This window comes from Methylobacterium sp. Leaf89, assembly GCF_001422215.1.
Taxonomy (GTDB): Bacteria; Pseudomonadota; Alphaproteobacteria; order Rhizobiales; family Beijerinckiaceae; genus Methylobacterium.
Window position 1 is genome coordinate 66,387 of sequence record NZ_LMML01000029.1, and the last position, 24,585, is coordinate 90,971.

25 protein-coding genes are annotated in these 24,585 nt (G+C 70.0%); 17 read left to right on the plus strand and 8 right to left on the minus strand.

What is annotated here, in order from left to right; genetic code table 11:
- Window positions 1-93: 93 nt before the first annotated feature.
- A complete protein-coding gene (locus ASF18_RS15745; RefSeq protein ID WP_056212592.1) occupies window positions 94-1,107 on the minus strand; it encodes an LLM class flavin-dependent oxidoreductase in 1,014 nt (337 codons plus the stop codon).
- Between the two features lie 317 nt (window positions 1,108-1,424).
- Between ASF18_RS15745 and ASF18_RS15750 the strand changes: the two genes are divergently transcribed.
- The gene (locus ASF18_RS15750) at window positions 1,425-2,225 is read left to right on the plus strand and encodes a hypothetical protein (protein ID WP_244472730.1); all 801 of its coding nucleotides are present in this window, start codon (window positions 1,425-1,427) and stop codon (window positions 2,223-2,225) included.
- 103 nt (window positions 2,226-2,328) lie between these two features.
- Window positions 2,329-2,736, plus strand: a complete 408-nt coding sequence (locus ASF18_RS15755; protein ID WP_056212588.1) for a hypothetical protein — start codon at window positions 2,329-2,331, stop codon at window positions 2,734-2,736.
- A gap of 88 nt (window positions 2,737-2,824) precedes the next feature.
- On the opposite strand, the gene leuB is transcribed toward ASF18_RS15755, so the two are convergent.
- Together leuB and ASF18_RS15765 are read right to left on the minus strand one after the other, a co-directional pair.
- Window positions 2,825-3,931, minus strand: coding sequence for a 3-isopropylmalate dehydrogenase (gene leuB, locus ASF18_RS15760; RefSeq protein ID WP_056352959.1), 1,107 nt, complete (start codon window positions 3,929-3,931; stop codon window positions 2,825-2,827).
- A 63-nt stretch (window positions 3,932-3,994) separates the two neighbouring features.
- The gene (locus tag ASF18_RS15765; RefSeq protein ID WP_056212584.1) at window positions 3,995-4,957 is read right to left on the minus strand and encodes a polyprenyl synthetase family protein; all 963 of its coding nucleotides are present in this window, start codon (window positions 4,955-4,957) and stop codon (window positions 3,995-3,997) included.
- A gap of 117 nt (window positions 4,958-5,074) precedes the next feature.
- Between ASF18_RS15765 and ASF18_RS15770 the strand changes: the two genes are divergently transcribed.
- From ASF18_RS15770 to ASF18_RS15785, 4 genes are all read left to right on the plus strand, one after another.
- On the plus strand, window positions 5,075-5,773 hold the full coding sequence (locus ASF18_RS15770) for a transglycosylase domain-containing protein (protein ID WP_082487766.1): 699 nt from the start codon (window positions 5,075-5,077) through the stop codon (window positions 5,771-5,773).
- Between the two features lie 104 nt (window positions 5,774-5,877).
- Window positions 5,878-6,444 carry a hypothetical protein gene (locus ASF18_RS15775; protein WP_056352963.1) on the plus strand — a complete coding sequence of 189 codons (567 nt, stop codon included), beginning with the start codon at window positions 5,878-5,880 and terminating at the stop codon, window positions 6,442-6,444.
- An 80-nt stretch (window positions 6,445-6,524) separates the two neighbouring features.
- Window positions 6,525-7,289: a histidine phosphatase family protein gene (locus ASF18_RS15780; protein ID WP_056212580.1), complete on the plus strand. Its 765-nt coding sequence runs from the start codon at window positions 6,525-6,527 to the stop codon at window positions 7,287-7,289.
- Window positions 7,286-8,182: an NAD(P)H-hydrate dehydratase gene (locus tag ASF18_RS15785; protein ID WP_056352966.1), complete on the plus strand. Its 897-nt coding sequence runs from the start codon at window positions 7,286-7,288 to the stop codon at window positions 8,180-8,182. Before ASF18_RS15780 ends, ASF18_RS15785 begins: the two co-directional genes overlap by 4 nt.
- 38 nt (window positions 8,183-8,220) lie before the next feature.
- On the opposite strand, the gene ASF18_RS15790 is transcribed toward ASF18_RS15785, so the two are convergent.
- Entirely contained in the window at window positions 8,221-9,462 is a 1,242-nt protein-coding gene (locus ASF18_RS15790; RefSeq protein ID WP_056212576.1) for an argininosuccinate synthase, read from the minus strand.
- 208 nt (window positions 9,463-9,670) lie between these two features.
- Between ASF18_RS15790 and ASF18_RS15795 the strand changes: the two genes are divergently transcribed.
- The 8 genes from ASF18_RS15795 (at window position 9,671) to atpC (ending at window position 16,779) form a co-directional block, all read left to right on the plus strand.
- Entirely contained in the window at window positions 9,671-10,297 is a 627-nt protein-coding gene (locus ASF18_RS15795) for a 2-hydroxychromene-2-carboxylate isomerase (RefSeq protein WP_056352967.1), read from the plus strand.
- Window positions 10,298-10,399: 102 nt separating this feature from the next.
- The gene (locus tag ASF18_RS15800; protein WP_056352970.1) at window positions 10,400-11,110 is read left to right on the plus strand and encodes a DsbA family protein; all 711 of its coding nucleotides are present in this window, start codon (window positions 10,400-10,402) and stop codon (window positions 11,108-11,110) included.
- A 255-nt stretch (window positions 11,111-11,365) separates the two neighbouring features.
- Window positions 11,366-11,938, plus strand: coding sequence for a F0F1 ATP synthase subunit delta (locus ASF18_RS15805; RefSeq protein ID WP_056212570.1), 573 nt, complete (start codon window positions 11,366-11,368; stop codon window positions 11,936-11,938).
- 69 nt (window positions 11,939-12,007) lie between these two features.
- The gene (gene atpA / locus ASF18_RS15810) at window positions 12,008-13,537 is read left to right on the plus strand and encodes a F0F1 ATP synthase subunit alpha (RefSeq protein ID WP_056179751.1); all 1,530 of its coding nucleotides are present in this window, start codon (window positions 12,008-12,010) and stop codon (window positions 13,535-13,537) included.
- A 121-nt stretch (window positions 13,538-13,658) separates the two neighbouring features.
- Window positions 13,659-14,534, plus strand: coding sequence for a F0F1 ATP synthase subunit gamma (locus tag ASF18_RS15815; protein WP_056352973.1), 876 nt, complete (start codon window positions 13,659-13,661; stop codon window positions 14,532-14,534).
- 45 nt (window positions 14,535-14,579) lie between these two features.
- Window positions 14,580-16,040 (plus strand): F0F1 ATP synthase subunit beta, encoded by a 1,461-nt coding sequence (atpD, locus tag ASF18_RS15820; RefSeq protein WP_056212566.1) that lies wholly within the window; start codon window positions 14,580-14,582, stop codon window positions 16,038-16,040.
- A gap of 4 nt (window positions 16,041-16,044) precedes the next feature.
- Window positions 16,045-16,293 (plus strand): hypothetical protein, encoded by a 249-nt coding sequence (locus ASF18_RS15825; protein ID WP_056270886.1) that lies wholly within the window; start codon window positions 16,045-16,047, stop codon window positions 16,291-16,293.
- An 84-nt stretch (window positions 16,294-16,377) separates the two neighbouring features.
- Entirely contained in the window at window positions 16,378-16,779 is a 402-nt protein-coding gene (gene atpC, locus ASF18_RS15830) for an ATP synthase F1 subunit epsilon (RefSeq protein ID WP_056212562.1), read from the plus strand.
- Window positions 16,780-16,800: 21 nt separating this feature from the next.
- Here atpC and ASF18_RS15835 read toward each other — a convergent pair whose 3' ends face one another.
- Genes ASF18_RS15835 through ASF18_RS15850 form a run of 4 tightly spaced genes read right to left on the minus strand, consistent with a single transcriptional unit; the run spans window position 16,801 to window position 19,544 of the window.
- Window positions 16,801-18,039: a CCA tRNA nucleotidyltransferase gene (locus ASF18_RS15835; RefSeq protein ID WP_056352975.1), complete on the minus strand. Its 1,239-nt coding sequence runs from the start codon at window positions 18,037-18,039 to the stop codon at window positions 16,801-16,803.
- Window positions 18,036-18,293 carry a DUF6111 family protein gene (locus ASF18_RS15840; RefSeq protein ID WP_056212558.1) on the minus strand — a complete coding sequence of 86 codons (258 nt, stop codon included), beginning with the start codon at window positions 18,291-18,293 and terminating at the stop codon, window positions 18,036-18,038. Before ASF18_RS15840 ends, ASF18_RS15835 begins: the two co-directional genes overlap by 4 nt.
- Window positions 18,294-18,327: 34 nt before the next feature.
- Complete coding sequence (locus tag ASF18_RS15845; RefSeq protein ID WP_056352976.1) at window positions 18,328-18,969, minus strand: CoA pyrophosphatase; 642 nt, start codon at window positions 18,967-18,969, stop codon at window positions 18,328-18,330.
- Window positions 18,966-19,544, minus strand: coding sequence for a DUF1285 domain-containing protein (locus tag ASF18_RS15850; protein WP_056352978.1), 579 nt, complete (start codon window positions 19,542-19,544; stop codon window positions 18,966-18,968). Before ASF18_RS15850 ends, ASF18_RS15845 begins: the two co-directional genes overlap by 4 nt.
- A 239-nt stretch (window positions 19,545-19,783) precedes the next feature.
- Between ASF18_RS15850 and ASF18_RS15855 the strand changes: the two genes are divergently transcribed.
- From ASF18_RS15855 to ASF18_RS15865, 3 genes are read left to right on the plus strand one after another with little or no spacing between them, the layout of a single operon-like run.
- A complete protein-coding gene (locus tag ASF18_RS15855; protein ID WP_056352980.1) occupies window positions 19,784-20,788 on the plus strand; it encodes a MoxR family ATPase in 1,005 nt (334 codons plus the stop codon).
- A 3-nt stretch (window positions 20,789-20,791) separates the two neighbouring features.
- Window positions 20,792-21,727, plus strand: coding sequence for a DUF58 domain-containing protein (locus ASF18_RS15860; RefSeq protein WP_056270869.1), 936 nt, complete (start codon window positions 20,792-20,794; stop codon window positions 21,725-21,727).
- Window positions 21,728-21,737: 10 nt separating this feature from the next.
- Window positions 21,738-24,557 carry a DUF4159 domain-containing protein gene (locus ASF18_RS15865; RefSeq protein ID WP_056352982.1) on the plus strand — a complete coding sequence of 940 codons (2,820 nt, stop codon included), beginning with the start codon at window positions 21,738-21,740 and terminating at the stop codon, window positions 24,555-24,557.
- Window positions 24,558-24,585: the final 28 nt, after the last annotated feature.

Genomic DNA, 24,585 nt, shown 5'->3' on the forward strand with positions numbered 1-24,585 from the left:
CGCCGTCTGGCGCCCGCCGCATCGCAGCATGAGTCGCCAAGGGCGGGAGCAAGACGCCTCGCTCCCGCCTCTGTCAAGGGTTGGACGCTCCGATCACGCCACCAGGGCGGCCGGGGCGGCCTCGAGGGCGTCCCGCGCCTCCGCCAGGATGGCGTAGGAGGTTCGTCGCGCGCCCTGGTCGTGGATCGCCGCCGCCACCATGATCTCGTCGGCGCCCGTCTCCCGGATCAGCTCGGCGAGCCCCGCCCGCACGGTCTGGGGCGAGCCGACTAGGCTGCGGGCCAGCATGCGCGAGGCCTGTGCCTTCTCGTGCGGGGCCCAATATGTCTCGATATCGTCGATCGGCGGTCGCAGCAGGCCGCGCGTGCCGCGCACGAGGTTGGTGAACTGCTGCTGGGCCGAGGTGAAGAGCCGGCGCGCCGCGGCGTCGGTCTCGGCCGCCACCACGTTGATGCCGATCATCGCATGCGGGTGGCTGAGCTGCGCTGACGGTTTGAAACGCTCGCGATAGAGGGCGAGGGCCGGCAAGAGCTGCTCGGGCGCGAAATGCGAGGCGAAGGCGTAGGGAAGTCCCAGCATCGCGGCGAGCTGCGCGCCGTAGGTGCTCGAGCCGAGGATCCAAAGGGGCACCTTCAGCCCCGTCCCCGGAACTGCCTGGACCGTCTGTCCGGGCTGCGGGTCGCCGAAGAGGGCCTGCAGTTCCAGCACGTCCTGCGGAAAGGTGTCGGCGGCATCTGGGGAGCGCCGCAACGCGCGCGTGGTGCGCGGATCGGTGCCGGGCGCGCGCCCGAGGCCGAGATCGATCCGGCCGGGGAACAGGGTCTCCAGGGTACCGAATTGCTCGGCGATGACCAGGGGGGCGTGGTTCGGCAGCATGATGCCGCCCGCGCCGACGCGGATCGTCCGTGTGCCAGCCGCGACGTGCCCGATCACGACAGCCGTCGCCGCACTGGCGACGCCGATCATGTTGTGGTGCTCGGCGAGCCAAAAGCGACGATAGCCGTGCTCTTCCGCGTGGCGGGCGAGATCCACGCTGTTTCGCAGGGCATCGGCAGGCGTCGCGCCCTCGGGCACGAAGGCGAGGTCGAGGACGGAAAGGGGGATCATGAAGTCCTTCTGTGTGTCGCGCAGTGGGCCCCGTACCGAGAGATCGCGATGGGCAGGGCCCGCTGCAAGCACGGGCCGGCATGTGTCGCCCGCATGGGTCGATACCAACGATTCACCCTGTCGTCGGAAAGGCGGAGGCCGCACCCGATCCGGAAACCCCGGTTTGCCGGAGTGGGGAGCAGGATGGGCTCGGGCGGCGCGCGGCCGCCGAAGAACCCCGGAACGCGATGCGAACGGTTTTCGAGCGAGACGGATTGGGAACGGACGCGACGGCTACGGAGCGGATGCGGCTTCCTTGTCCGTCGGTCCGCCACCTCATGCAGGTCTTGGCAGCGGGGGCCGTGGTCGCGGTCTTGAGTCTGGCGGCACGGGGAGGAGGGCCCGACCCTGCCGCTCCGGCCATGGAGGCGCCGCCCGGGCCCGGCTTCGTGCCGGTCTCGGCTCAGGCCGTGCGCCCCGCGTTGCCCCTCGCCCTGTCGGCGCCCCGCTTCCGCCTGAACGACCCCGAGGCGATCGAGGCGCCGCGCGCGGAGGCGGCCCGGCTCAATCCGTCGAGCGGCCGTCGGGAGGACCTTTTGGTCCAGGGCGGCTTCGATACGATCGAGGCACCATACCTGCGCCTGACCCTGACCGAAGCATCCGAGACCGAGCCGGGCCCTAGCCTGTTCATCACCCTGGCCCGACGGGCCGCGGATGGTCAGGCCCTGGCCGTGATCCGCACCGGTGAGCGCGGTGCCATCGAGACCAAGTTCGGCCCCATGGAGACCCTCCAGTTCACTCTCGGTGGCGAGGGCAAGCGCGCCTGCACGGGCTTTGCCAGCCTGAACCCCGGCGCGCTCCGCCTGGACGGCTGGCTCTGCGCGCCCCTCGGACAGGCGCCGGAGCCGCGGGCCATCACCTGTCTTCTCGACAAGGTCGTGCTGAACGGTCAAGCTTCTCCAGAGCGAGAGGCCGCCTTCGCGAGCTTCGAAGCCCGGCGCGATCCCGGATGTGGGCCGCCTGCCCTCGTCGCGACGGTTTCGCCGCGGGATTTCGGAAGCGAGACCGGATCGATCCCAAGCCGGGCCACACGAAAAAATGAGGCCAAACTGCGGCGATCACGCGAAGCGCGGCCATAATCCGGGAACCTCGGCCGGGCTGGCACGTCTTCCCTCCATGCTAAGGCCTCAGTTTCTTAAGGAAGCCCGGCCTACAGTCCCACAGCTTCAACGAAGGTGCGTCATGCGCTCTGTCTCGATTGCCCTGATGGGTGCCCTCACGCTCGCAGCCGTCGGCGCGAACACCGCTGCCGAGGCCCAGGGGCGTTATGCGCCGGCCGGCTACCGCGTCAGCCAGCCCCTGCCGATCCGCATCCGTCCGCGGAGCTGGCTCGATGCCGGCAACGTGGTCGAGGCGAACAACGGCTCGGTCAGCAACCCGGCAACCAACCCGCAGTTCATCACTGCGAGCTACCTGAACTCGCCCCCCTATGGCCGCAACGATCGCTTCGGCGGTGGCATCCTGTCGGATCCGATCACCAACGGCCCGTTCGTCGGCGCCCGTTCGAGCGCGATCCGCAACGTCGACCTGTCGGCCATCGACGCGATCGACCCGACCTCCTACGTCTCGCGCTTCGGCAACCCTTACTAATTCCAGCCACGAAAGCCGGACATGCGACGGGCCCCTCACGGGGCCCGTTTTCGTTTGGACGTCGCTCGCTGCGACATCCGCACCTGAATCAGGCGGCGGCGTGCCTCAATTCGCGGATGATCGCGTCGCCCATCTCGGCGGTGCTGATCGGAGCCGTTCCCTCGGCGGCGATGTCCCGTGTGCGGGCGCCGGACGCGAGGGTGCGGGTGACGGCCGAGTCCAGAAGGTCGGCGGCTTCACCCAGGCCGAAGGAGTAGCGCAGGCACATGGCCAGCGAGCCGATCATGGCGATCGGGTTCGCGTAACCCTTACCGGCGATGTCGGGTGCCGAGCCGTGGACCGGCTCGTAGAGGGCCTTGCGGCTGCCCTTGGCATCGACGGCGCCCAGGGAGGCGGAGGGCAGCATGCCGAGCGAGCCGGTGAGCATCGCCGCCACGTCCGAGAGCACGTCCCCGAACAGGTTGTCGGTGACGAGGACGTCGTACTGCTTCGGGCGGCGGACCAGCTGCATGGCACAGTTGTCGGCGAGCACGTGCTCCAGGCTCACGTCGCTGTACTCGGCATGGACCCGGGTCACGACCTCCTTCCAGAGGACGCCCGACTTCATCACGTTGTGCTTCTCGGCCGAGGCGACCCGGCCCGAGCGCTTGCGGGCAAGGTCGAAGGCCACGTGGGCGATCCGCTCGATCTCGGCCGTGGTGTAGACCTGGGTGTCGACGGCGCGCTTCGAGCCGTCCGGCAGGGTGGTGATCTCCTTCGGCTCGCCGAAATAGACGCCGCCCGTGAGCTCGCGCACGATCATGATGTCGAGGCCTTCGACCAACTCGCGCTTCAGGGCCGAGGCCTCGGCGAGGGCCGGGTAGCAGATCGCCGGACGCAGGTTGGCGAAGAGGCCCAGATCCTTGCGCAGGCGCAGGAGCCCTGCCTCGGGCCGGATCTCGTAAGCGACATCCGCCCATTTCGGGCCGCCCACCGCGCCGAGCAGGATGGCATCGGCGGCATCGGCCAGGGCCAGGGCCTCGTCCGTCAGCGGCTTGCCGTGGGCGTCGATGGCGCTCCCGCCGACGAGGTCGCGCTCGATCTCGAAGTGGGCGAGACCCAGCGCATCCAGAGCGCCGATCACCTTCTCGACCTCTGCCATCACCTCGGGGCCGATGCCGTCGCCGGGGAGGAGGAGGAGCTTGTAGGGGGTCATGGGATCAACTCGCGATGGATGTTCGAAGGACGGGGGGCAGGCGGTCCGCCGTCGGATCAGGCGTCAGACCTTGCGCGCCACCGTGAACCGCGCCGCCTGGCGCAGGGTCTCGGCCTTGTCGCCCCAGGATGCCACGGCCTCCTCGCAGACGCCGACGAGGCGGTCGCACTCGGCACGGGCGCCGTCGAGGCCGAGGCGGTCGACCAGGGTCGCCTTGCCGGCATCCTTGTCCTTGCCGGTGGCCTTGCCCATGGCTTCGGACGAAGCCTCGCGGTCGAGGATGTCGTCGGCGATCTGGAAAGCCTGGCCCAGGGCGTGGCCGTAGCGCAGCAACGCCTTGCGCTGGTCCGGGGTCGCGCCGCCGACGATCGCACCGGCTTCCACCGAGAAGGCCAGGATCGCGCCGGTCTTCATGGCCTGAAGCTGCAGCGTATCGTCGACATCGAGGGAGACGGGACCGAAGCGACCCTCGGCGCCGAGGTCGAGGAGCTGGCCGCCGACCATGCCGCCAAGGCCCGAGGCCTTGGCGAGACCGAGCACGAGGTCCGCGCGCACGGCTGGATCGGGTTGCCAGGCGGCGTCGGCCAAGATCTCGAAGGCCAGGGTCTGGAGGGCGTCGCCCACCAGGATCGCGGTCGCCTCGTCATAGGCCTTGTGCACGGTGGGCTTGCCGCGGCGCAGGTCGTCGTCGTCCATGGCGGGCATGTCGTCGTGGACGAGGGAGTAGCAGTGCACCAGCTCGATGGCCGAGCCGGCTGCGAGGGCGCCGGTCTCTGTCCCGCCGAGCATCCGGGCGGTCTCGATGGCCAGGAACGGGCGCAGGCGCTTGCCGCCGCCGAGGACGGCGTGGCGCATCGCGTCCATCAGGCGCACCGGACGGGTGATCTCGCCGGCCTGCGTCTCCGGGGTCAGGCGCTCGGCGAGGTAGGCCTCCACCGTGTCCGCAACCGTGGCAAGCCTGTGGGAAAACGCGTCGACCGGGGCATCCGCCTTGACCGAAGCGTGGGATCCTTGCGTTGAGGTCATGTTCGGTCGGGCCTTCGGTCAGACGGTGTCGTGTCGTGGGCGGGGGAGGTTCGAATTCAGGATCGGGAGGAGAGGGCGGAGCAGCCGTTGCGGCAGGTTTCGGCGCGCCCGCTGCCGATGCGCGAGGCATCCGGCAGGACACGGGCGAGAGGCTTGCGACGGATCGTCAACCTCATCCTGCTCCTCCCCGTCATCGGCCTCGTCCTCTTATTGTCGCTCGCGCTCGTCTATAGTGCGCTGACCCCGCCCTCAACCCTGATGCTGGGGCGATGGTTGACGCTGCAGTCCGTCGACCGGCAGGCGGTGGGGCTCGAGGCCATCTCACCCTACCTCGTCCAGGCCGTCATCGCGTCGGAGGACCAGCGCTACTGCCTGCACAACGGCGTGGATTGGAGCGCCCTGCGGGACGTGGTCGACGACGAGGAGGGCCCGAGCCGCGGCGCCTCGACGATCCCGATGCAGACGGTGAAGAACGTCTTCCTGTGGCCGGGTCGATCGGTGATCCGGAAGGCGCTCGAGATCCCCCTGGCCCTCGTGGCCGATACCCTGTGGGGCAAGCCGCGCACCATGGAGATCTACCTCAACATCGCCGAGTGGGGGGAGGGGGTGTTCGGGGCCGAAGCCGCCGCCCGGCGCTGGTTCGGCAAGCCGGCCCGCGCCCTCACCCGCGGTGAGGCGGCGCTGCTGGTCGCCGTGCTGCCCAACCCGATCCTGCGCAATCCGGCCCTGCCCTCGCGTGGCGTCCGGGCCCAGGCCGCCCGGATCCAAGCGCGGATGAACGGCGTCTCGGGGCTGATGGGCTGCCTGAAGCGGTAGCCCGAGGCCACGGGATCGGCTACCTGCCGCCCATCCTCATCGCGGTGCTGAGCCCCCGCGACCACGACCTGCCCCCGCGCGACCCCACGGGCGAAAGACCGACGATGACCCAGCCGACCTTCGAACTCACCCTCGAGCGCATCGCGCTAATTCGCCGGATGGTGGTAGCCTGGAACCTTGAGGGCGTCGGTGCGCCCATCGTCCACCCCGACGCGCCCTACGGCAGCACCGACCGCGACGGCGATATCTTCAACGTCACCGGCGACGACGACGGGGCCGACGAGGAGCACCGCGCTCTGGGCGATGCCCTTGCGGTTTTCACCGCCAATGCCGTTCTCAAGCCGGGGCGCTACGCCTATCACAACACCCTGGCGAAGCTTGCCTCCGACGATGTCGGCGATGTCTTTCGCGATGAGGCCACCGGTGAGACGCCCGAGCACGTCACCTTCGACGTCGCGGCCGAGCAGGTCGCCCGCGTCAAAGCCCTGGCGATCCGCTGGGACGCCGCCCGCGACGTGCCGGCCGTGGACACGGACGCGCCCTACGGCCCGGGGGTCGGCCTGCCAACCGGGCACCGCGAGATGCAGCCGGTGCTCCAGATCTTCCTGCGCTACGCCGATCTCGGCCCGGGCGACTTCTCCCGCGGCACCTCGGGCTGGCAGCCGGCTTGAGGGGTGCGAACGACGCAGCAAGCGAACGGATCGGCCTGCAGGAACGTTGGCGGTGGAGAACAAGCCGAGGAACGTGACGGATGCTGCAACGCTGGCCGAGCCGGATCTGGGTCGTCCGACACGGCGAGAGCGCGGGCAACGTCGCGCGCGATGCCGCCCATGACGCTGGGCTGGAACGCATCGACATCCCGGAGCGCGACGTCGACGTTCCCCTGAGCGATCGCGGCCGTCGGCAGTCCGAGGCGTTGGGGCGCTGGTTTTCCGAGATGCCGGACGCGGAGCGTCCGAACGTGGTGCTGAGCTCGCCCTACCTCCGGGCACAGCAGACCGTCGCGGGCATTCGCCGGGCCGGCGGCCTCGCATCGGACACGGCCGACGACACCGTCGACGAGCGACTGCGCGAGAAGGAACTGGGGCTGCTCGACCGGCTCACGCGCACGGGCGTCGAGGCGCTTCATCCGGAACAGGCCGAATTGCGGGCCCGCCTCGGAAAATTCTACTATCGCCCCACCTGCGGCGAGAGCTGGTGCGATGTCATCCTGCGTCTGCGCGGCGCCATGGACACGATTTCCCTGCACCACGGCGAGAAGCGCGTCCTGATCGTCGCCCACCAAGTGGTGGTGCTCTGTCTGCGCTACCTCATCGAGAACCTCAGCGAGGCCGAGATCCTCGGCATCGATGCCGAGGGAGACGTCCTGAACTGCTCCGTCACGGAATATGCCTTCCGGGCGCAAACGGGTTCCACCGGCCGCCTCCATCTCGCGCGCTACAACTTCGTCGCCCCGGTCCAGCGGGCAGGCGCTCCCGTCACCGCCGAACCCTCGCTGACGGAAGACGTGCGATGACCGGGAGCGAACTCAACGCCGCGTGCCTGCGGGCGCGTCCGCTTCCGACCCCGGAGGCCGGCAGCAAGGACGACCGCGGCAGCGTTCTCGTCCTCGGCGGCTGCGCCGAGGTGCCGGGCGCCGTTTTCCTCGCCGGCGTCGCGGCCCTGCGGGCCGGTGCAGGCAAGCTGAAGATCGCCTCCGTGCGGAGCGTCGCCGTGACGATGGCCCTGGCCGTGCCCGAGGCCATGGTGATCGGTCTCCCGGAGACCGACGCGGGCGAGATCGAGGCGGAGGCCGCGGCCCCTCGCATCGCCGAGGCGGCCCGGCGCTGCGACGCGGTGCTGCTCGGACCCGGCATGAACACCTGCGCGATCACCACAACGCTGGTCCGCACGCTGCTCGCGGACCAGGACGAGATCGCCTACGTCCTCGATGCCGGCGCCATCTGCGGCCTTGCTGCCCATGCCGAGACGGTGCGCGCCCTTCGCGCTCCGCCGGTGCTGACACCGCATGCGGGGGAGATGGCGCAGCTCCTGGACTGGGACCGCGGGGCCGTAGAGGCCGAACCCCTGAAGGCGGCCCGGCGCGCTGCCGAAATGCTGCGGGCCGTGGTCATCATGAAGGGCGCCGAGAGCTGGATCGTCGCCCCCGACGGCGCGCACTGGCACTACGATGGCGGCGGCGTCGGCCTCGCCACCTCCGGCTCGGGCGACGTCCTCGCGGGCGTCATCACCGGCATCCTCGCCCGGGGCGTCGATCCGCTGACCGCCGCTCTGTGGGGCGTCTACCTCCACGGTGACGCCGGCGCCCGGCTCGCGAAATCGGTCGGGCCCGTGGGATTCCTCGCCCGGCAGATTTCCGGCGAGGTGCCCCAGATCCTCCAGGGCTTCTCTGCAAGTCCGTCCGTCTAGCCGGGTCCCCGTGGGGAGGGGACCCGGCGGGTTTCGCCTCAGGCGCCGAGTTTCTTCCTGCGCTGGGCGAGGGTGCGCAGGCGCAGGGCGTTGAGCTTGATGAAGCCGGCCGCGTCGCGGTGGTCGTAGGCGACGGCGCCCTCCTCGAAGGTGACGAGGTCCTGGTCGTAGAGCGAGTTCGGGCTGGTGCGGCCGATGACATGGACGCCGCCCTTGTAGAGCTTCAGCCGGACCTCGCCGGTGACCATCTCCTGGCTCTTGTCGATCAGGGCCTGCAGCATCTCGCGCTCGGGCGAGAACCAGAAGCCGTTGTAGATCAGCTCCGCGTATTGCGGCATCAGCTGGTCCTTGAGGTGTGCGGCACCCCGGTCCAGCGTGATCGACTCGATGGCCCGATGGGCGGGAAGCAGGATGGTGCCGCCCGGCGTCTCGTACATGCCGCGGCTCTTCATGCCGACGAAGCGGTTCTCGACGAGGTCCAAGCGACCGATACCGTTGTCGTGGCCGAGTTGGTTGAGCTTGGCGAGCAGGCTCGCGGGCGACAGCCGCTCGCCATCGATGGAGACCGCGTCTCCCGTCTCGAAGCCGATGGTGATCACGGTCGGCGTATCCGGCGCCTCCTCGGGCGAGCGAGTGCGCGAGTAGACGTAATCCGGCACCTCGTCGGCGGGGTCCTCCAGCACCTTGCCCTCCGAGGAGGCGTGCAGGAGGTTGGCGTCCACGGAGAACGGGCTCTCGCCGCGCTTATCCTTGGAGATCGGGATCTGGTGCTGCTCGGCGAAGGCGATCAGCTGCTCCCGGCTCTTCAGGTCCCACTCGCGCCAGGGGGCGATGACCGTGACGTCGGGCTTCAGGGCATAGTAGCCGAGCTCGAACCGGACCTGGTCGTTGCCCTTGCCGGTGGCGCCGTGGCAGACGGCGTCCGCCCCGAGCTTCTCGGCGATCTCGATCTGCTTCTTGGCGATCAGCGGCCGGGCGATGGAGGTGCCCAGGAGATAGACGCCCTCGTACTGGGCGTTGGCCCGGAACATCGGAAACACGTAGTCCCGCACGAATTCCTCGCGCAGATCCTCGATGAAGATGTTCTCGGGCTTGATGCCGAGCAGTTCCGCCTTCTTGCGGGCCGGCTCGAGCTCCTCGCCCTGGCCGAGATCGGCCGTGAAGGTGATGACCTCGCAGCCATAGGTCGTCTGCAGCCACTTCAGGATGATCGACGTGTCGAGTCCGCCCGAATAGGCGAGCACGACCTTGTTGACGGGCTTCGGGTTCGCGTCGGTCATGGGCTCGCTTCCGGTTCGGGCGTCGTGTGCGTCGGCGTCGCGCGCCTCCGCGTCGTGATTGCCGCGGCTTATCAGTGGAGCGCGGGGCCGTGCAACCGCTGTGCCGTCGGACGCGTTCGCTCAGCGTGGCCGTGAGCGTGAACCGCCTTGTCGCGAGCCTTCGGGCGGGCGACACTCACGACCGTTCTCGACCCCGGAGATTCGACGCATGCCGCGCAGGCCGACCCTCGAATTCTGGTACGAGTTCGCATCGACCTATTCCTACCTCTCGGCCATGCGGATCGAGGCCCTGGCGGCGGCGGCCGAGGTCGAGATCCGCTGGCGCCCCTTCCTAGTCGGACCGATCTTCGCCGCGCAGGGCTGGAATTCTTCGCCGTTCAACCTCTACGCCGCCAAGGGGCGCCACATGTGGCGCGACGTCGAGCGCGAGGCGGCCCGGCTTGGCCTCCCACCCGTCAAGCGCCCCGATCCCTTCCCGCAGAACAGTCTGAGCGCCACCCGCGCGGCGACCTACGGCATGGACCACGATTGGCTCGTGCCCTTCTCCAAGGCCGTCTACGAGGCCGAGTTCGCCCGCGGGCAGTCGATCGCCGAGCCGCCCGCCGTGGTGTCGATCCTCAACGGCCTCGGCCTCGACGGCACGATCATCCTGAAGCAGGCGGCGGCGGAGGCGAACAAGGGGCGGCTGCGCGTCAACGGCGAGGAGGCCCGGTCCCGCGGGATCTTCGGCGCACCGACCTTCCTGTCCGGAGATGGCGAATTGTTCTGGGGCAACGACCGCCTGGAACAGGCCCTCGCCTGGGCGGCGGGGGACCGGCCCGGCGCGATGCGCTGAGGCGGGGCGGCGCGGCGGCGCTGGCGGTCGGGCACCGGCGGGTCTAGAAGCCGGGCGGCTTTCCGCACGCTTCCCCGATCCCCACGCTACCAGGGCCGCCCCATGAGCTTCGCGTTACCGGGCCTCCACCGCCGGCGCTTCCTCCTCGCCTCCACCGGCCTCGCCGCTGGCCTCGCGATCGCCGGGGAGAGTGTGGCACAGGGCTACGGCCAGGCGTTCAAGGTGGACAACGACGAGGGCCGCCCGGTCGCGAACATGCGTCTGCCCGGCGAGATCGTCGGCGAGATTCCAGCTCTGCGCGGGGTCACCTATGTCGGACCGGCCGAGGCCGAGACGACCCTATACGAGTTCTTCGACTACAATTGCCCGTATTGCCGGAAGGCGGCGGCCGACATGGTCTCCCTCAGCGAGAGCGATCCATCGCTGCGAATCGGCCTGATCAACAATCCCATTCTCGCGGTGCAATCGGCCCAGGCCGCGAAGGTCGCCCTTGCGATCCAGCGCAAGCTCGGATCGGCAGCGGCCTGGAGCCTGTATCGAACGCTGCTGGCCAAGCCCGGCAAGATCGACGGGCCCGGCGCCCTCCAGGCCGCCGCCAAGCTCGGTGTGCCCGCCGCCGAGGTCGAAAGCATCGCCGACAGCGAGGAGGTGCGGCTCGCCCTCAAGGCGCAGATGCGCATCGCCGCCGATCTCGGCCTCGCTGCGACCCCCTCCTACGTGCTCGGCAACACGGGGCTTCTCGGCCATCCCGGCCCGAAGGCCCTCGCACGGATGGTCGCCGCGACCCGACGCTGCGACCGCATCGCCTGCTGAGGCGGCCTCACCTTCGCCACCGTTTGTCCGCATCTGAACAGGGTTCGGCATCTCGCGTTGCACAACGCACCGGCGCAAGTTCCATCGTCTTGCGCCCCCCGGACACGCATGCTAGGCCCTCGCCGCGCCGGAAGGGCGGGCTTTTCATGGCCCGCGCAGACCGGCACGTTCCCAATCCTGACGGTTTCAGAGCCCGCGCCGAACACGGCGCGACGCGGCCGGAGCCCTCAGGCAGGATTGAAGAGAGAGCGGCGCGTGGCGCAGAACGGTTCCGAGGCGGGTTCCCCGGTTGCAGGCGTAGCGGCACGCTACGCGTCGGCCTTGTTCGAGCTGGCGCGCGATGAGCGCGACGTCGATGGCGTGGCGGCGAGCCTCGACCGGTTCGACGCGATGCTCAAGGAGAGCGCCGACCTGCGACGCTTCGTGCGCAGCCCGATCTTCACGGGCGCCGAGCAGGAGGCCGCCATCGTCTCGCTGCTGGAGAAGTCCGGCATCGGCGGCATCGGCGGCAACTTCATCCGCCTCGCGGCCGCCAACCGTCGACTGTTCGCCCTTCCCGACATGATCCGCGCCTTCCGCACCCTGGTGCGCGAGTCGAAGGGCATCGTCCGCGCCGAGGTGACCGTCGCCGAGCGTCCCTCCGACGCCGTCGTGGAGGAGATCAAGGCCTCCCTGCGCGACGTGGCGCGCGCCGAGATCGACCTCGACCTCAAGATCGACCCCAGCCTGATCGGCGGCCTCGTGGTCAAGATCGGCAGCCGCATGGTGGACGCGTCCCTGCGCACCAAGCTCAACGGAATTCGCCTCGCGATGCGGGAAGCCCGGTAAGGGCCTTCGAGGCCCGACCGCTTCCCGTTCCCAACCCCATTCATTCAATCCAAGACAAGAGGCCCGACGATGGACATCCGCGCCGCCGAGATCTCCGCGATCCTAAAGGATCAGATCAAGAATTTCGGCCAGGAAGCCGAAGTCACCGAGGTCGGTCAGGTTCTGTCCGTCGGTGACGGCATCGCCCGCGCCTACGGCCTCGACAGCGTCCAGGCCGGTGAGATGGTCGAGTTCGAGTCGGGCGTGCGCGGCATGGCCCTCAACCTCGAGCAGGACAACGTGGGCATCGTGATCTTCGGATCCGACCGCGACATCAAGGAAGGCCAGACCGTCAAGCGCACCGGCGCGATCGTGGACGTGCCGGTCGGCAAGGCGCTGCTCGGCCGCGTCGTCGACGCCCTCGGCAACCCGATCGACGGCAAGGGCCCCATCGCCACCACCGAGCGTCGCCGCGTCGACGTGAAGGCGCCGGGCATCATCCCGCGCAAGTCGGTGCACGAGCCGATGGCCACCGGCCTCAAGGCCATCGACGCCCTGATCCCCGTCGGCCGCGGCCAGCGCGAGCTCATCATCGGCGATCGCCAGACCGGCAAGACCGCCATCGCCCTCGACACGATCCTGAACCAGAAGCCGGCCCATGCCGGCACCGACGAGAACGCGAAGCTCTACTGCGTCTACGTCGCCATCGGGCAGAAGCGCTCCACCGTCGCCCAGTTCGTGAAGTCGCTGGAAGACAACGGCGCGCTCGAGTACTCGATCGTCATCGCCGCCACCGCGTCCGACGCCGCGCCGATGCAGTTCATCGCACCCTTCGCCGGTTGCGCCATGGGCGAGTACTTCCGCGACAACGGCATGCACGCCGTGATCGTCTATGACGATCTCTCCAAGCAGGCCGTCGCCTACCGCCAGATGTCGCTGCTGCTGCGCCGTCCGCCGGGCCGCGAGGCTTACCCGGGCGACGTGTTCTACCTGCATTCGCGCCTGCTCGAGCGCGCCGCCAAGATGGGCGATGCCGCCGGCAACGGCTCGCTGACCGCGCTGCCGGTCATCGAGACCCAGGCCAACGACGTCTCGGCCTACATCCCCACCAACGTGATCTCGATCACCGACGGCCAGATCTTCCTCGAGACCGACCTGTTCTACCAGGGTATCCGCCCGGCGGTGAACGTCGGTCTCTCGGTCTCTCGCGTGGGCTCCTCGGCCCAGACGAAGGCGATGAAGAAGGTCGCCGGCAAGATCAAGGGCGAGCTCGCGCAGTACCGCGAGATGGCCGCCTTCGCGCAGTTCGGCTCGGACCTCGACGCCTCGACCCAGAAGCTCCTGAACCGCGGTTCGCGCCTGACCGAGCTCCTGAAGCAGCCGCAGTTCTCGCCGCTGAAGATGGAAGAGCAGGTGGCGGTGATCTACGCAGGCGTGAACGGCTACCTCGACACCCTGCCGCTGAACAAGGTCCGTCCCTTCGAGGACGCCCTGCTCTCGGCCCTGCGCACCAAGCACGCCGACCTGCTCACCAAGATCCGCGACTCGAAGGACCTGTCGGACGACAGCGCCAAGACGCTGAAGGGCGTCGTCGAGAGCGTCGCCAAGTCGCTCGCGTAAGTCGCGGCATCGACAGCGAACCCGGTCGCCTGCGGGCGACTGGATCTTGAGCGAGCGCAGGCGCCCGGATCGTCCGGGCGCCTCGCCTTGAGCGGCAGCGGATGGATCTGGAAGTCACCCCATGGCGAGTTTGAAGGATCTGCGGAACCGCATCACCTCGGTGAAGGGAACGCAGAAGATCACCAAGGCGATGCAGATGGTCGCCGCCGCCAAGCTGCGGCGCGCCCAGATGGCCGCCGAGAGCGCGCGTCCCTATGCCGAGAAGATGTCCCAGGTTCTGGGAAACCTCGCGGCGAACCTCGTCGGCGGCGTGCAGGGACCCCGACTCCTCTCCGGCACCGGCGCTGAGAAGACCCACCTGCTCATCGTCTGCACGGCCGATCGCGGCTTGTGCGGCGGCTTCAACTCCTCGATCGCCCGCCTCGCCCGTGACCATGCCCGGCGGCTGATGGCCGAGGGCAAGACGGTGAAGATGATCACCGTCGGCAAGAAGGGCTACGATCTCCTCCGCCGCCAGTTCCGCGACGAGATCATCGAGAACCGCGACCTGCGCGGCAACAAAGCGGTCGACTACGAGTTCGCCGCCGAGATCGCCGACAGCATCATCGCCCGCTTCGACGCCGGCGAGTTCGACGTCGCGACGCTGTTCTACTCGCGCTTCCGCTCCGTGATCTCGCAGATCCCGACGGCGCAGAAGCTCATCCCGGCCGAGCTGCCGGTGACCGGCGCTTCCGCTCCGGATGCCGCCCTCCAGTTCGAACCGAGCGAGGAGGCTATCCTCGACACGCTGCTCCCGCGCAACCTCACCGTCCAGGTGTTCCGCGCGCTCCTGGAGAACGCCGCCTCCGAGCAGGGCGCCCGCACGGGTGCCATGGACTCCGCCACGCGCAATGCGGGCGAAATGATCAAGAAGCAGACGCAGATCTACAACCGGACGCGTCAGGCCATGATCACCAAGGAACTCATCGAGATCATCTCGGGCGCCGAAGCGCTATAAGCGCAGACGACGCCCCGACCGCAACAATCCCAAAGGACCCGTAACATGGCGAACACCGCGATCCCCGGCGCCGGCTCGAACAAGGTCGGCAAGATCACCCAGGTCATCGGCCCCGTGGTCGACGTTCACTTCGACGGCCACCTGCCCGAGATCCTGAACGCCCTGGAGACCAAGAACAACGGCAGCCGCCTCGTTCTCGAAGTCGCCATGCAGCTCGGCGAGAGCACCGTGCGCTGCATCGCCATGGACACCTCGGAAGGCCTGGTCCGCGGCCAGGAAGTGACTGACACCGGCGAGGCCATCAAGGTCCCGGTCGGCTTCAACACCCTCGGCCGCATCATGAACGTCATCGGCGAGCCGATCGACGAGGCCGGCCCGATCCAGTCGGACACCCTGCGCGCCATCCACCAGCCGGCGCCCGCCTATTCCGAGCAGTCCACCGAGTCGCAGATCCTCGTCACCGGCATCAAGGTCGTCGACCTCCTCGCCCCCTACGCCAAGGGCGGCAAGATCGGCCTGTTCGGCGGCGCCGGCGTCGGCAAGACCGTGCTGATCATGGAGCTCATCAACAACATCGCCAAGGTGCACTCCGGCTACTCGGTGTTCGCCGGCGTCGGTGAGCGGACCCGCGAGGGCAACGATCTCTACCACGAGATGATCGAGTCCAAGGTGAACATGGACCCCAAGGAGCACAACGGCTCCGCCGAGGGCTCCAAGTGCGCCCTCGTCTACGGTCAGATGAACGAGTCCCCCGGCGCCCGCTCGCGTGTCGCCCTCACCGGCCTCACCATCGCCGAGGACTTCCGCGACCAGGGCCAGGACGTGCTGTTCTTCGTGGACAACATCTTCCGCTTCACCCAGGCCGGCTCGGAAGTGTCGGCGCTCCTCGGCCGCATCCCGTCGGCGGTGGGCTACCAGCCGACGCTCGCCACTGACATGGGCGCCCTCCAAGAGCGCATCACCACCACCACCAAGGGCTCGATCACCTCGGTGCAGGCCATCTACGTGCCCGCCGACGATCTGACCGACCCGGCCCCGGCCGCCTCGTTCGCCCACCTCGACGCCACGACTGTGCTGTCCCGCTCGATTGCAGAGAAGGGCATCTACCCGGCCGTGGATCCGCTGGACTCCACCTCGCGCATGCTCAACCCCGCCGTCCTCGGCGAGGAGCACTACGACGTCGCCCGCAAAGTCCAGCAGACCCTGCAGCGCTACAAGGCCCTGCAGGACATCATCGCGATCCTGGGCATGGACGAGCTCTCGGAAGAGGACAAGCTCACCGTCGCCCGCGCCCGTAAGATCGAGCGCTTCTTCTCGCAGCCCTTCTCGGTGGCCGAGATCTTCACCGGCTCGCCGGGCATTCAGGTCCCGCTGGCCGACACGATCAAGGGCTTCAAGGGTCTCGTGAACGGCGAGTACGACGACCTGCCGGAGGCGGCGTTCTACATGGTCGGCACGATCGAGGACGCCAAGGAGAAGGCGAAGAAGATCGCCGCGGCGGCCTGAGATCTTGAACCTCAAAGCCGTTCTCCTTCTCGTCGGTCTCGTGGTCGGCGGTCTCGCCGGGTATCTCACCCGGCCCGAGGCCGCCGAGATCAAGATCGGGTCGTTCAGCCTCGAGGTTCAGGGGGATTCGCCGGCGGGAACCCGCGGCGGTTCCCTGACCACGGGCCAGATGCAGCATATCGGCATCTTCGCCGTCATCGGCGCGGTGCTGGGCCTCGGGATCGGCTTCGTCGCCGATCGCCGCAGGGCCTGACGACGAACACGACGGCGCGCGCCCCTCTCGGGCACGGCGCGCCGTCCTTCCGCACAGACAACCCGAGCCGGGATCCTCGACCTCATGGCCACCTTCCAGTTCGATTTCGTCGGTCCCGAGCGGACGCTGTATTCCGGCCAGATCGAGGCCGTGCAGCTGCCCGGCATCGAGGGCGAAATGACCGTGCTCCCCGGCCACGCTCCCGTGCTCACCGCCCTCAAGGTCGGCGTCATCGTGATCAACGAGGCCGGCCATACCGGCAAGCGCGTCCTGGTCCGCGGCGGCTTCGCCGATATCGGCCCGACCTCCGTCACCGTCATCGCCGAGCGTGCGAACCCCTTCGAGGAGATCTCGCCGGAGTCCCTCGACCGCGACATCGAGGCGGTCGAACTCCTGCGCGACGCCACCGAAGACTTCGCCAAGAAGGACGAGCTCACCGGCCAGATCGTCCAGCTCCGCGATGCCAAGGTCGCGCTCAAGCTCTGAAGGCTCATCGCCTACGAGGTCCTACCCGGCCGCGTGCGCGAGCAAGGCCTCGCGCGCGGACGCATCGTCCGGGCAGCCCAGATCCAGCCACAGGGCCCGGGCCAGGGCGAGTCGACGACCGATCTCGGGACCGGGCCGAACGCCCCGCGCCACCAGATCGGCCCCCCCGAGGGGAAATTTCGGCGCCCCGACGCGGCCGCTCGCCAGATCGTCGAGATAGCGTTCCGCCCCCGGCGAGAGGTCCGGCATCGGTTCGCTCCGAGTGGTCGTCCGCGCCAGGGAGAGGCCCCGGCGGTCGTGATCGGCGGCCAAGCGTCGAATCTCCGTGCCGTCGATCATGGCCCGTCCATGCAGAGCATCGAGGGCGCGCCCATAGGCCGCGAGGACGTCAAGGTCGGTCTTCGAGAGCCGTAACCTGGCCTCCAGCCGTGCGGCATCCGCAGCGGACCACACCGCCAGTGCCGCCAGTCGGTCGATCGCGGACGTCTCCGAGCCATCCGCGAGGGCACGGGCGAAGCGTCCGAGATCCCCGAATCCGCCGATCAGCCGCAACAGCAGTCCGGTCTCACTCAAGATCGCGACGGCCGCGGCCGTGCCGGGCGCGAGGAGCAGCTTGAGGAATTCCGCTCGGATGCGCTCGCGCGAGAGCCCATCCAAAGCATCGCGGGCGGAGGTGCAGGCCGACAGGCCCTCCGGGTCGGGAGGTCCGGCGCCGTAGCGGGCATGGAACCGGAAGAACCGTAGGATGCGCAGGGCATCCTCGCGAATGCGGGTCCGGGCCTCGCCGATGAAGCGGACGCGTCCCGCCCGCAGATCGTCGACCCCGCCGGTCGTGTCGTGGAGGGTGCCGTCGGGCGTGAGGGAGAGCGCGTTGATGGTGAAGTCCCGGCGCTGCGCGTCGAGGGCAAAGTCGCGCCCGAACCGCACCACGGCGCGGCGCCCGTCGGTTTCGACATCCTCCCGCAGGGTCGTGACCTCGAAGGAGGCTTCGCCCGCGAGCAGCGTGATGGTCCCGTGCTCGATCCCGGTGGGAATGGCGCGCAGGCCGGCCGCCTCGGCCCGGGCGATCACCGCCGGGGGCAGCAGCGTGGTGGCGAGGTCGATGTCGTCGCCGGCGCGCCCGAGCAGAGCGTCGCGGATGCAACCGCCGACGAGCCGGGTCGCCTCGCCCTCGGCGGACAGGGCGCCGAGCACGCGACGGACCCCCGGTCGGTCGAGAAGGTGGCCGAGGCCCGCTCCATCGAGGACGTGTCCGCTCACTGGAACCGCCCGGGCACGACCTGGCCGTTCTCCAGGTGGGGCGGTACGTAGCCGCCACGATGCCGTTCGCTGAAGAGCCCCGTCGCCACCAGGGAGAGGACGACGAGGACGATGCCCGCCAGGGTCAGGCGGAAGGCCTGCCCGTCCCAATGCACGCCGTGGTCGGGCCGGCGTCCGCGGACCGCCAGGTAGAGGGCGTAGAGCAGGAACGGCGAGAGGAAGATCAGGAGTTCTTCGAGGACGCGGCGGATCATGAACGTCTCGAATCGCGATGGGATGGGCGCTGCGTCACGGGAAGAGGCGCTCCTGCAAGTTGTTGACGATCCCGGCGGTGACGCCCCAGATCCGGAACGCGCCGTAGGTGATGGCGTAGTAGCGCCGGTGACGACCGCGCCAGATCGCGCTTTCGATGCGGCGCTGGGCCGGATCGAGGAGGTGGCTCAGCGGAACCTCGAACGTCGCGGCGACCTCGTCGGGGTTCAGCGACAGGTCTGCCTCCGGGTCGACGAGACCGAGCACGGGCAGGACCAAGAATCCCGTGGCCGAGAGATAGGGATCCAGGTAGCCGAGCACACGGATCGCCTCGGCGGGAAGTCCGACTTCCTCGCGAGCCTCGCGCAGGGCAGCGTCGGCCGGGCTCGGATCGCCGGCGTCGATCTTACCCCCCGGGAAGGCGATCTGCCCCGAATGATCGCGCAGATGCGCGGCGCGGACGGTGAACAGCACATGGGGGCCCTCGGCCCGGGGCATCACGGGCACGAGAACCGCCGCGCGCCGGTGGGGGCGCTCCGGCACCACCGCCCCATTGGTTCCGTCGAGGTCGTGGTCGCCCCGCGGGTTCGCCGTCGGAGCGCCATCGCCCGGCGGTTCCGCCGACAGGTACGCGGAGGCCCGGGCGACGAGGTCCGCCAGCGCAGCGTCCTGCCTCATGCGCTCTCGGCGGGCGCGATGCGGTGGAAGATGCCGCCGGCCATGACGCCGAGCCAGCCGTCCTGCTCCTCCGCCAAGGCGAGGAGGTCGTAGGTCAGCGCCCGGGTCAGCAGCGCCCAGAGGTCGCGGCGGACATGGACGTAGGGGCGCAGGCCGCCCCCCGCATCCTGCTCGAAGCGCAGGGCATGGCCGGCTTCCACGGGCACGAGGTCGTCGACATTGGTGCGGAAGGCGATGCGCCGCCCCGGACCGTCGCCCTCGACCGCCATCTCCACGGCTATGAAGGGCGCATCTTCGACCGTGATGCCGACGCTCTCCACCGGGGTGACCAGCACGTAGCCGCCACCGTGCTCGCGCCGCAGGATCGAGGCGAAGAGCTTGACCAGGGCCGGACGGCGGATCGGCCTGCCGTCGTGGTGCCAAATCCCGTCGGCGGCGATCCGCATGTCGATCGCCCCGCAGAAGGGCGGATTCCAGCGCTCCACCGGCGGCGGGCCGCGGCGCGCCACATCGCCCAGGGCGGCACTGAGGCGGTCGATCGTCGGATCGGCGACGGGAGGGGTCGGTTCGGTCATGTGGTCACAAGATAGCGCATCCGGACGGCGGGGGAACGGCGGCGCGACGTCCTCTCCGCGCCGACGAAGGCCAGCGCGCGCAGGTCCGAACCCTGCGTCGTCGCGCCGACCTTGCCAGCGTGCCGCAAAGGGCGCCACACTCCCGGACATACGGCCGACGCCAGGCCCGCCCCTCGATGGCGCATTCCCGCCGCGTGCGGCCCTCGCCGGCCGATGCGGAGAAGTCAGGACCGAGACGCATGATTCAGGGCTCCCAGTCGGCCACCACCCTCGATGACGGCATCGTCGCCACGGCGGAAGCCTGCCTCGGCTCGGTGGGGCAGGCCCGCGAGGCGATCCACAAGGTCATCTTCGGCCAGGAGCAGGTCGTAGACCTCGCCCTGGTCACGATCCTGGCCGGCGGCCACGGCCTGCTGGTCGGCCTGCCGGGGCTCGCCAAGACCAAGCTGGTCGAGACCCTCGGCACCGTCCTCGGCCTCGATGCCCGCCGGGTGCAGTTCACGCCCGACCTGATGCCGTCCGACATCCTCGGCACCGAGATCTTGGACGAGGACGCCGATCGCCACCGGTCGTTCCGCTTCGTCAGGGGGCCGGTCTTCACCCAGCTCCTCATGGCGGACGAGATCAACCGCGCCAGCCCGCGGACCCAGTCCGCGCTGCTGCAGGCCATGCAGGAGAACTTCGTCTCGGTGGCTGGCGAGCGCCACGACCTGCCGCGCCCGTTCCACGTGCTGGCGACCCAGAACCCGATCGAGCAGGAGGGCACCTATCCGCTGCCCGAGGCCCAGCTCGACCGCTTCCTCCTGGAGATCGACGTCGGCTATCCCGACCGCGCCGCCGAGCGCCGCATCCTGATCGAGACCACCGGCGTCGACGAGCACAAGCCGGTGGCGGTGATGTCCACCGAGTCCCTGCTGACGGCCCAGCGCCTCGTGCGCCGGCTGCCCGTCGGGGATGCGGTGGTCGATGCCATCCTCGACCTCGTGCGCGCCGCCCGCCCCGAGGGCGGCGATCCGACTCTCAAGGGCAAGCTCCTCTGGGGGCCGGGCCCCCGCGCCAGCCAGGCCCTGACCCTGGCGGTGCGCGCCCGCGCCCTGATCGAGGGCCGCGTCGCCCCGTCCATCGCCGACGTGAAGGCCCTGGCCGAGCCCGTGCTCAAGCACCGCATGGCACTGAGCTTCGCGGCGCGCGCCGATGGCGAGACGATCTCGGGCCTCATCGCCCAGCTCGCCGGCAAGCTTTAGGGCATGGCGATTCCCCGGCCCGGCGGCGGCGCCCCCCAGGTCCTCGACCGGAGCGCCCGCAATCCCGGACGCCGCGAGACCGAGCATGCGCTCGCCCTGGCCGAGCGCATGCCGCGGCTGATCCTCGAATCCCGCCGGGTGTCCTCGACCCTGGCTCATGGCATCCACGGCCGCCGCCGGGCCGGGCCGGGCGAGAGCTTCTGGCAGTTCCGGCCCTTCGTCGCCGGCGAGGCCGCCGCGCGCATCGACTGGCGCCGCTCGGCTCGCGACGATCGGCTCTACGTGCGCGAGCGCGAGTGGGAGGCCACCCACAACATCTGGTTCTGGATCGACCGCTCGGCCTCGATGGGCTTTGCTTCGCACCTGGCACAGGCACCCAAAGTGGAGCGCGCGCTGGTGCTCGGCTTCGCCCTGGCCGACGCCCTGGTGGAGGGTGGCGAGCGCACCGGCCTGCTCGGCCTCACCCGCGCCACCGCCTCCCGACGCATCGTCGAGACCATGGCCCAGGCCCTCGCCGCCGATGCCAAGGGTCAGGACGACGATGCTCCGCCGCCCGCCACGCCGGGCCGGTTCGACGAGGCCGTGCTGATCAGCGATTTCCTGTCGCCGCCCGATGCCGTGAAGGCGTCGGTGGACCGGCTCGCCGGCCGAGGCACCCGGGGTCACCTCGTGATGATCGTCGATCCCGTCGAGGAAACCTTTCCGTTCACGGGTCAGGCGGTTTTGCACGACCTCGAGTCGAAGCTCAGCCTCAATGTCGGCGATGCTGGCGCCTGGGGCGAGGCTTATCGGGTGCGGATCGCCGCCCATCGCGATCGCCTCGCGGAGATCGCCCGAACCCAGGGCTGGACCCTGACGATCCATCGCACCGACCGTCCGGCGAGCGAGGCGGCCCTGCGCCTCCTCACCCTCGTCGCCGCCGCGCGCGGGACCGGCTGAGGATCGCCGCATGCTCGGACTGCCCCTTACCTTCGCCGCGCCCCTGGCGCTTGCCGCCCTCGTCGCCCTGCCGGCCCTCTGGTTCCTGTTGCGGGTGACCCCGCCACGCCCGCGCCGCATCGATTTCCCGCCCCTGCGGATCATGGCCGACCTGCTGGGCAAGCGCGAGACGCCGGCCCGGACGCCGCCCTGGCTGCTGATCCTGCGTATCCTCGCCGCCGCCTGCCTGATCCTGGCGGTGTCCGGCCCTGTCTGGAACCCCTCCGGCACGGGCGCCGCCTCTGGGCGCACGCCGCTCCTCGTCGTCCTCGACAACGGCTTCACCGCCGCCCACGATTGGCGCGACCGCCTGCGGGTGGCCACGGACGCGATCGAGAGCGCGGCCCGCGACGGCCGCCCGGTGGCGGTGACGGCCCTGGCCGAGCCGGCGGCGGCCCTGGAAGCCAAGGTCCCGTCCGCGGCCCTGGAGCGCCTGCGTGCCATTGCACCGCGTCCGCATCTGGCCGATCGCGCCGCGCACCTGGCATCGCTCACCGCTTTCCTCGAGCGCAGCCCGAGCACGGCGATCCTCTGGATCAGCGACGGCGTCGCGGGCCCAGGCGAGGAGACGTTCGGCAAGCGCTTCGCCGACCTCGTCGGCCGGACCGGGGCCGCGCTCACCATCCTGAAGGCCGATCAGCCGCCGGCGCTCGCGCTCTCGGCCGCAGAAGTCAGCGGGCAGCTCACCGCGCATGTCCTGCGAGCGGCCCCGAACGGCCGCGACACCGGCCTCGTGCGCGCCGTCGACCAGAAGGGCCTGCCCCTGGCCGAGCACGCCTTCACCTTCGGGGCGAACGCCACCGAGGCCGAGGTCGGATTCGACCTGCCGGTGGAGCTGCGCAATAGCATCAGCCGGATCGAGGTCGCGGCCGAGCGCTCGGCCGGCGCGGTCACCCTGGTGGACGAGCGCGGCAAGCGCCGCCGCGTCGGCCTCGTCTTCGGTGGAACCAGCGACCAGGCTCAGCCGCTGCTGGCGCCGACCTACTACCTGTCGCGCGCGCTCGGTCCCTACGCCGACGTGCAGGAGCCCCGGGGTGCCAAGGGCATCGCGGAATCCATCGGGCAGCTCCTCGACAACCAGGTCTCGGTCCTCGTCCTCGCCGATGTCGGCGCCCTCGACGGTCCGACCCTGGCCCGTGTCGAGCAGTTCGTCGACGCGGGCGGCCTCCTCCTGCGCTTCGCCGGACCGCGCCTCGCCGCCGGCAACGACCCCCTGGTGCCGGTGCGCCTGCGCCGCGGCGGCCGCACCCTCGGCGGCACCCTCTCGTGGGACAGTCCCAAGACCCTGGCGCCCTTCGCGCCCGAGAGTCCCTTCGCCGGTCTGAGCCCACCCGCCGATATCGGCGTGCGCCGGCAGATCCTGGCCGAGCCCGACGGCGACCTGCCGGGTCGGACCTGGGCCTCGCTCCAGGACGGCACGCCCATCGTCACGGCGCAGAAGCGTGGCCAGGGCCTCGTCGTGCTCTTCCACGTCACCGCCGATACCACCTGGTCGAACCTGCCCCTGTCGGGCCTGTTCATCGACATGCTGCGCCGGGTGGTGAATCTCGCGGGGGCCAAGGCCCTGCCGGAGGGCGATTCCGCCGCGCGGGCGACCGCCGTGCTGGCGCCGCGCCTCACCCTCGACGGGTTCGGCGCACTCGGGGCGCCGCCGGCCGGCGCCACCGCGGTCTCCGCCGATCATACCGATCGCGCGACGCTGGAACACCCGCCGGGCTTCTACGGCCCGGCCGACGGCGGCATCGCGGTCAACGCCCTCGCGGCGGCGGATCGGTTGAAGCCCCTCGATTTCGCAGCCCTCTCCGGCGCCCGCCTCGGCTCGCTCGCCGGTGCCGAGACCCTCGACCTGCGCGCCACTCTCTTCACCCTGGCCCTGATGCTCCTCATCCTCGACACCCTCGCGGGCCTCTGGCTCGGCGGCTTCCTGCGGCGCGGACGGGGCTTCGTCTCGCGCCCGGCCGCGCTCCTCGTCGCCGGCCTGGCGCTCGGTGCGCTGATCGGCACGCCCGTGCCGGTTCAGGCCCAGCCGGCCCCGCCGGTGCGCGCGGGCGCCTTCGACTCGGCCCTGGCCACCCGGCTCGCCTACGTGATCACCGGAGACGAGGCGGCGGACACCGCGAGCCGGGCCGGACTTTCGGGCCTGACGCAGATGCTGGCGAGCCGCACCGCCCTGGAGCCCGGCGACCCGATCGGGATCGATCCCGCCAAGGACGAGCTCGCCTTCTACCCGCTGATCTACTGGCCCATCGTCGCCGGGCGGCCGCAGCCGAGCGAGACCGCGATCCGGCGCATCGACGCCTTCATGCGCAATGGCGGCACGGTGATCTTCGACACCCGTGACGCGCTCACCGCGCGGCCGGGCGGTCCGCCGACGCCGGAAGGAGCGTATCTCCGCAAGATGCTGGCGACCCTGGAGGTCCCCGAACTCGAGCCCGTGCCACCCGACCACGTCCTGACCAAGGCCTTCTACCTCGTCGACACCTTTCCGGGCCGCTACGCCACCGGCCAGACCTGGGTCGAGACCCTGCCGCCGGCGGGCGAAGGCTCCGAGCGCCGGCCCGCGCGGGCCGGCGACGGCGTCTCGCCGATCGTGATCACGAGCAACGATCTCGCGGCCGCCTGGGCGGTGGGCAAGCGCGGCGAGCCGCTCTACCCCATCGTCGGCGGTGACCAGCGCCAGCGCGAGATGGCCTTCCGCGGCGGCATCAATTTCGTGATCTACACCCTCACCGGCAACTACAAGGCCGACCAAGTCCACGTCCCGGCGCTGCTGGAGCGCCTGGGCCAGTGATGACCCTTTCACCGGAGGCCATCCGCCC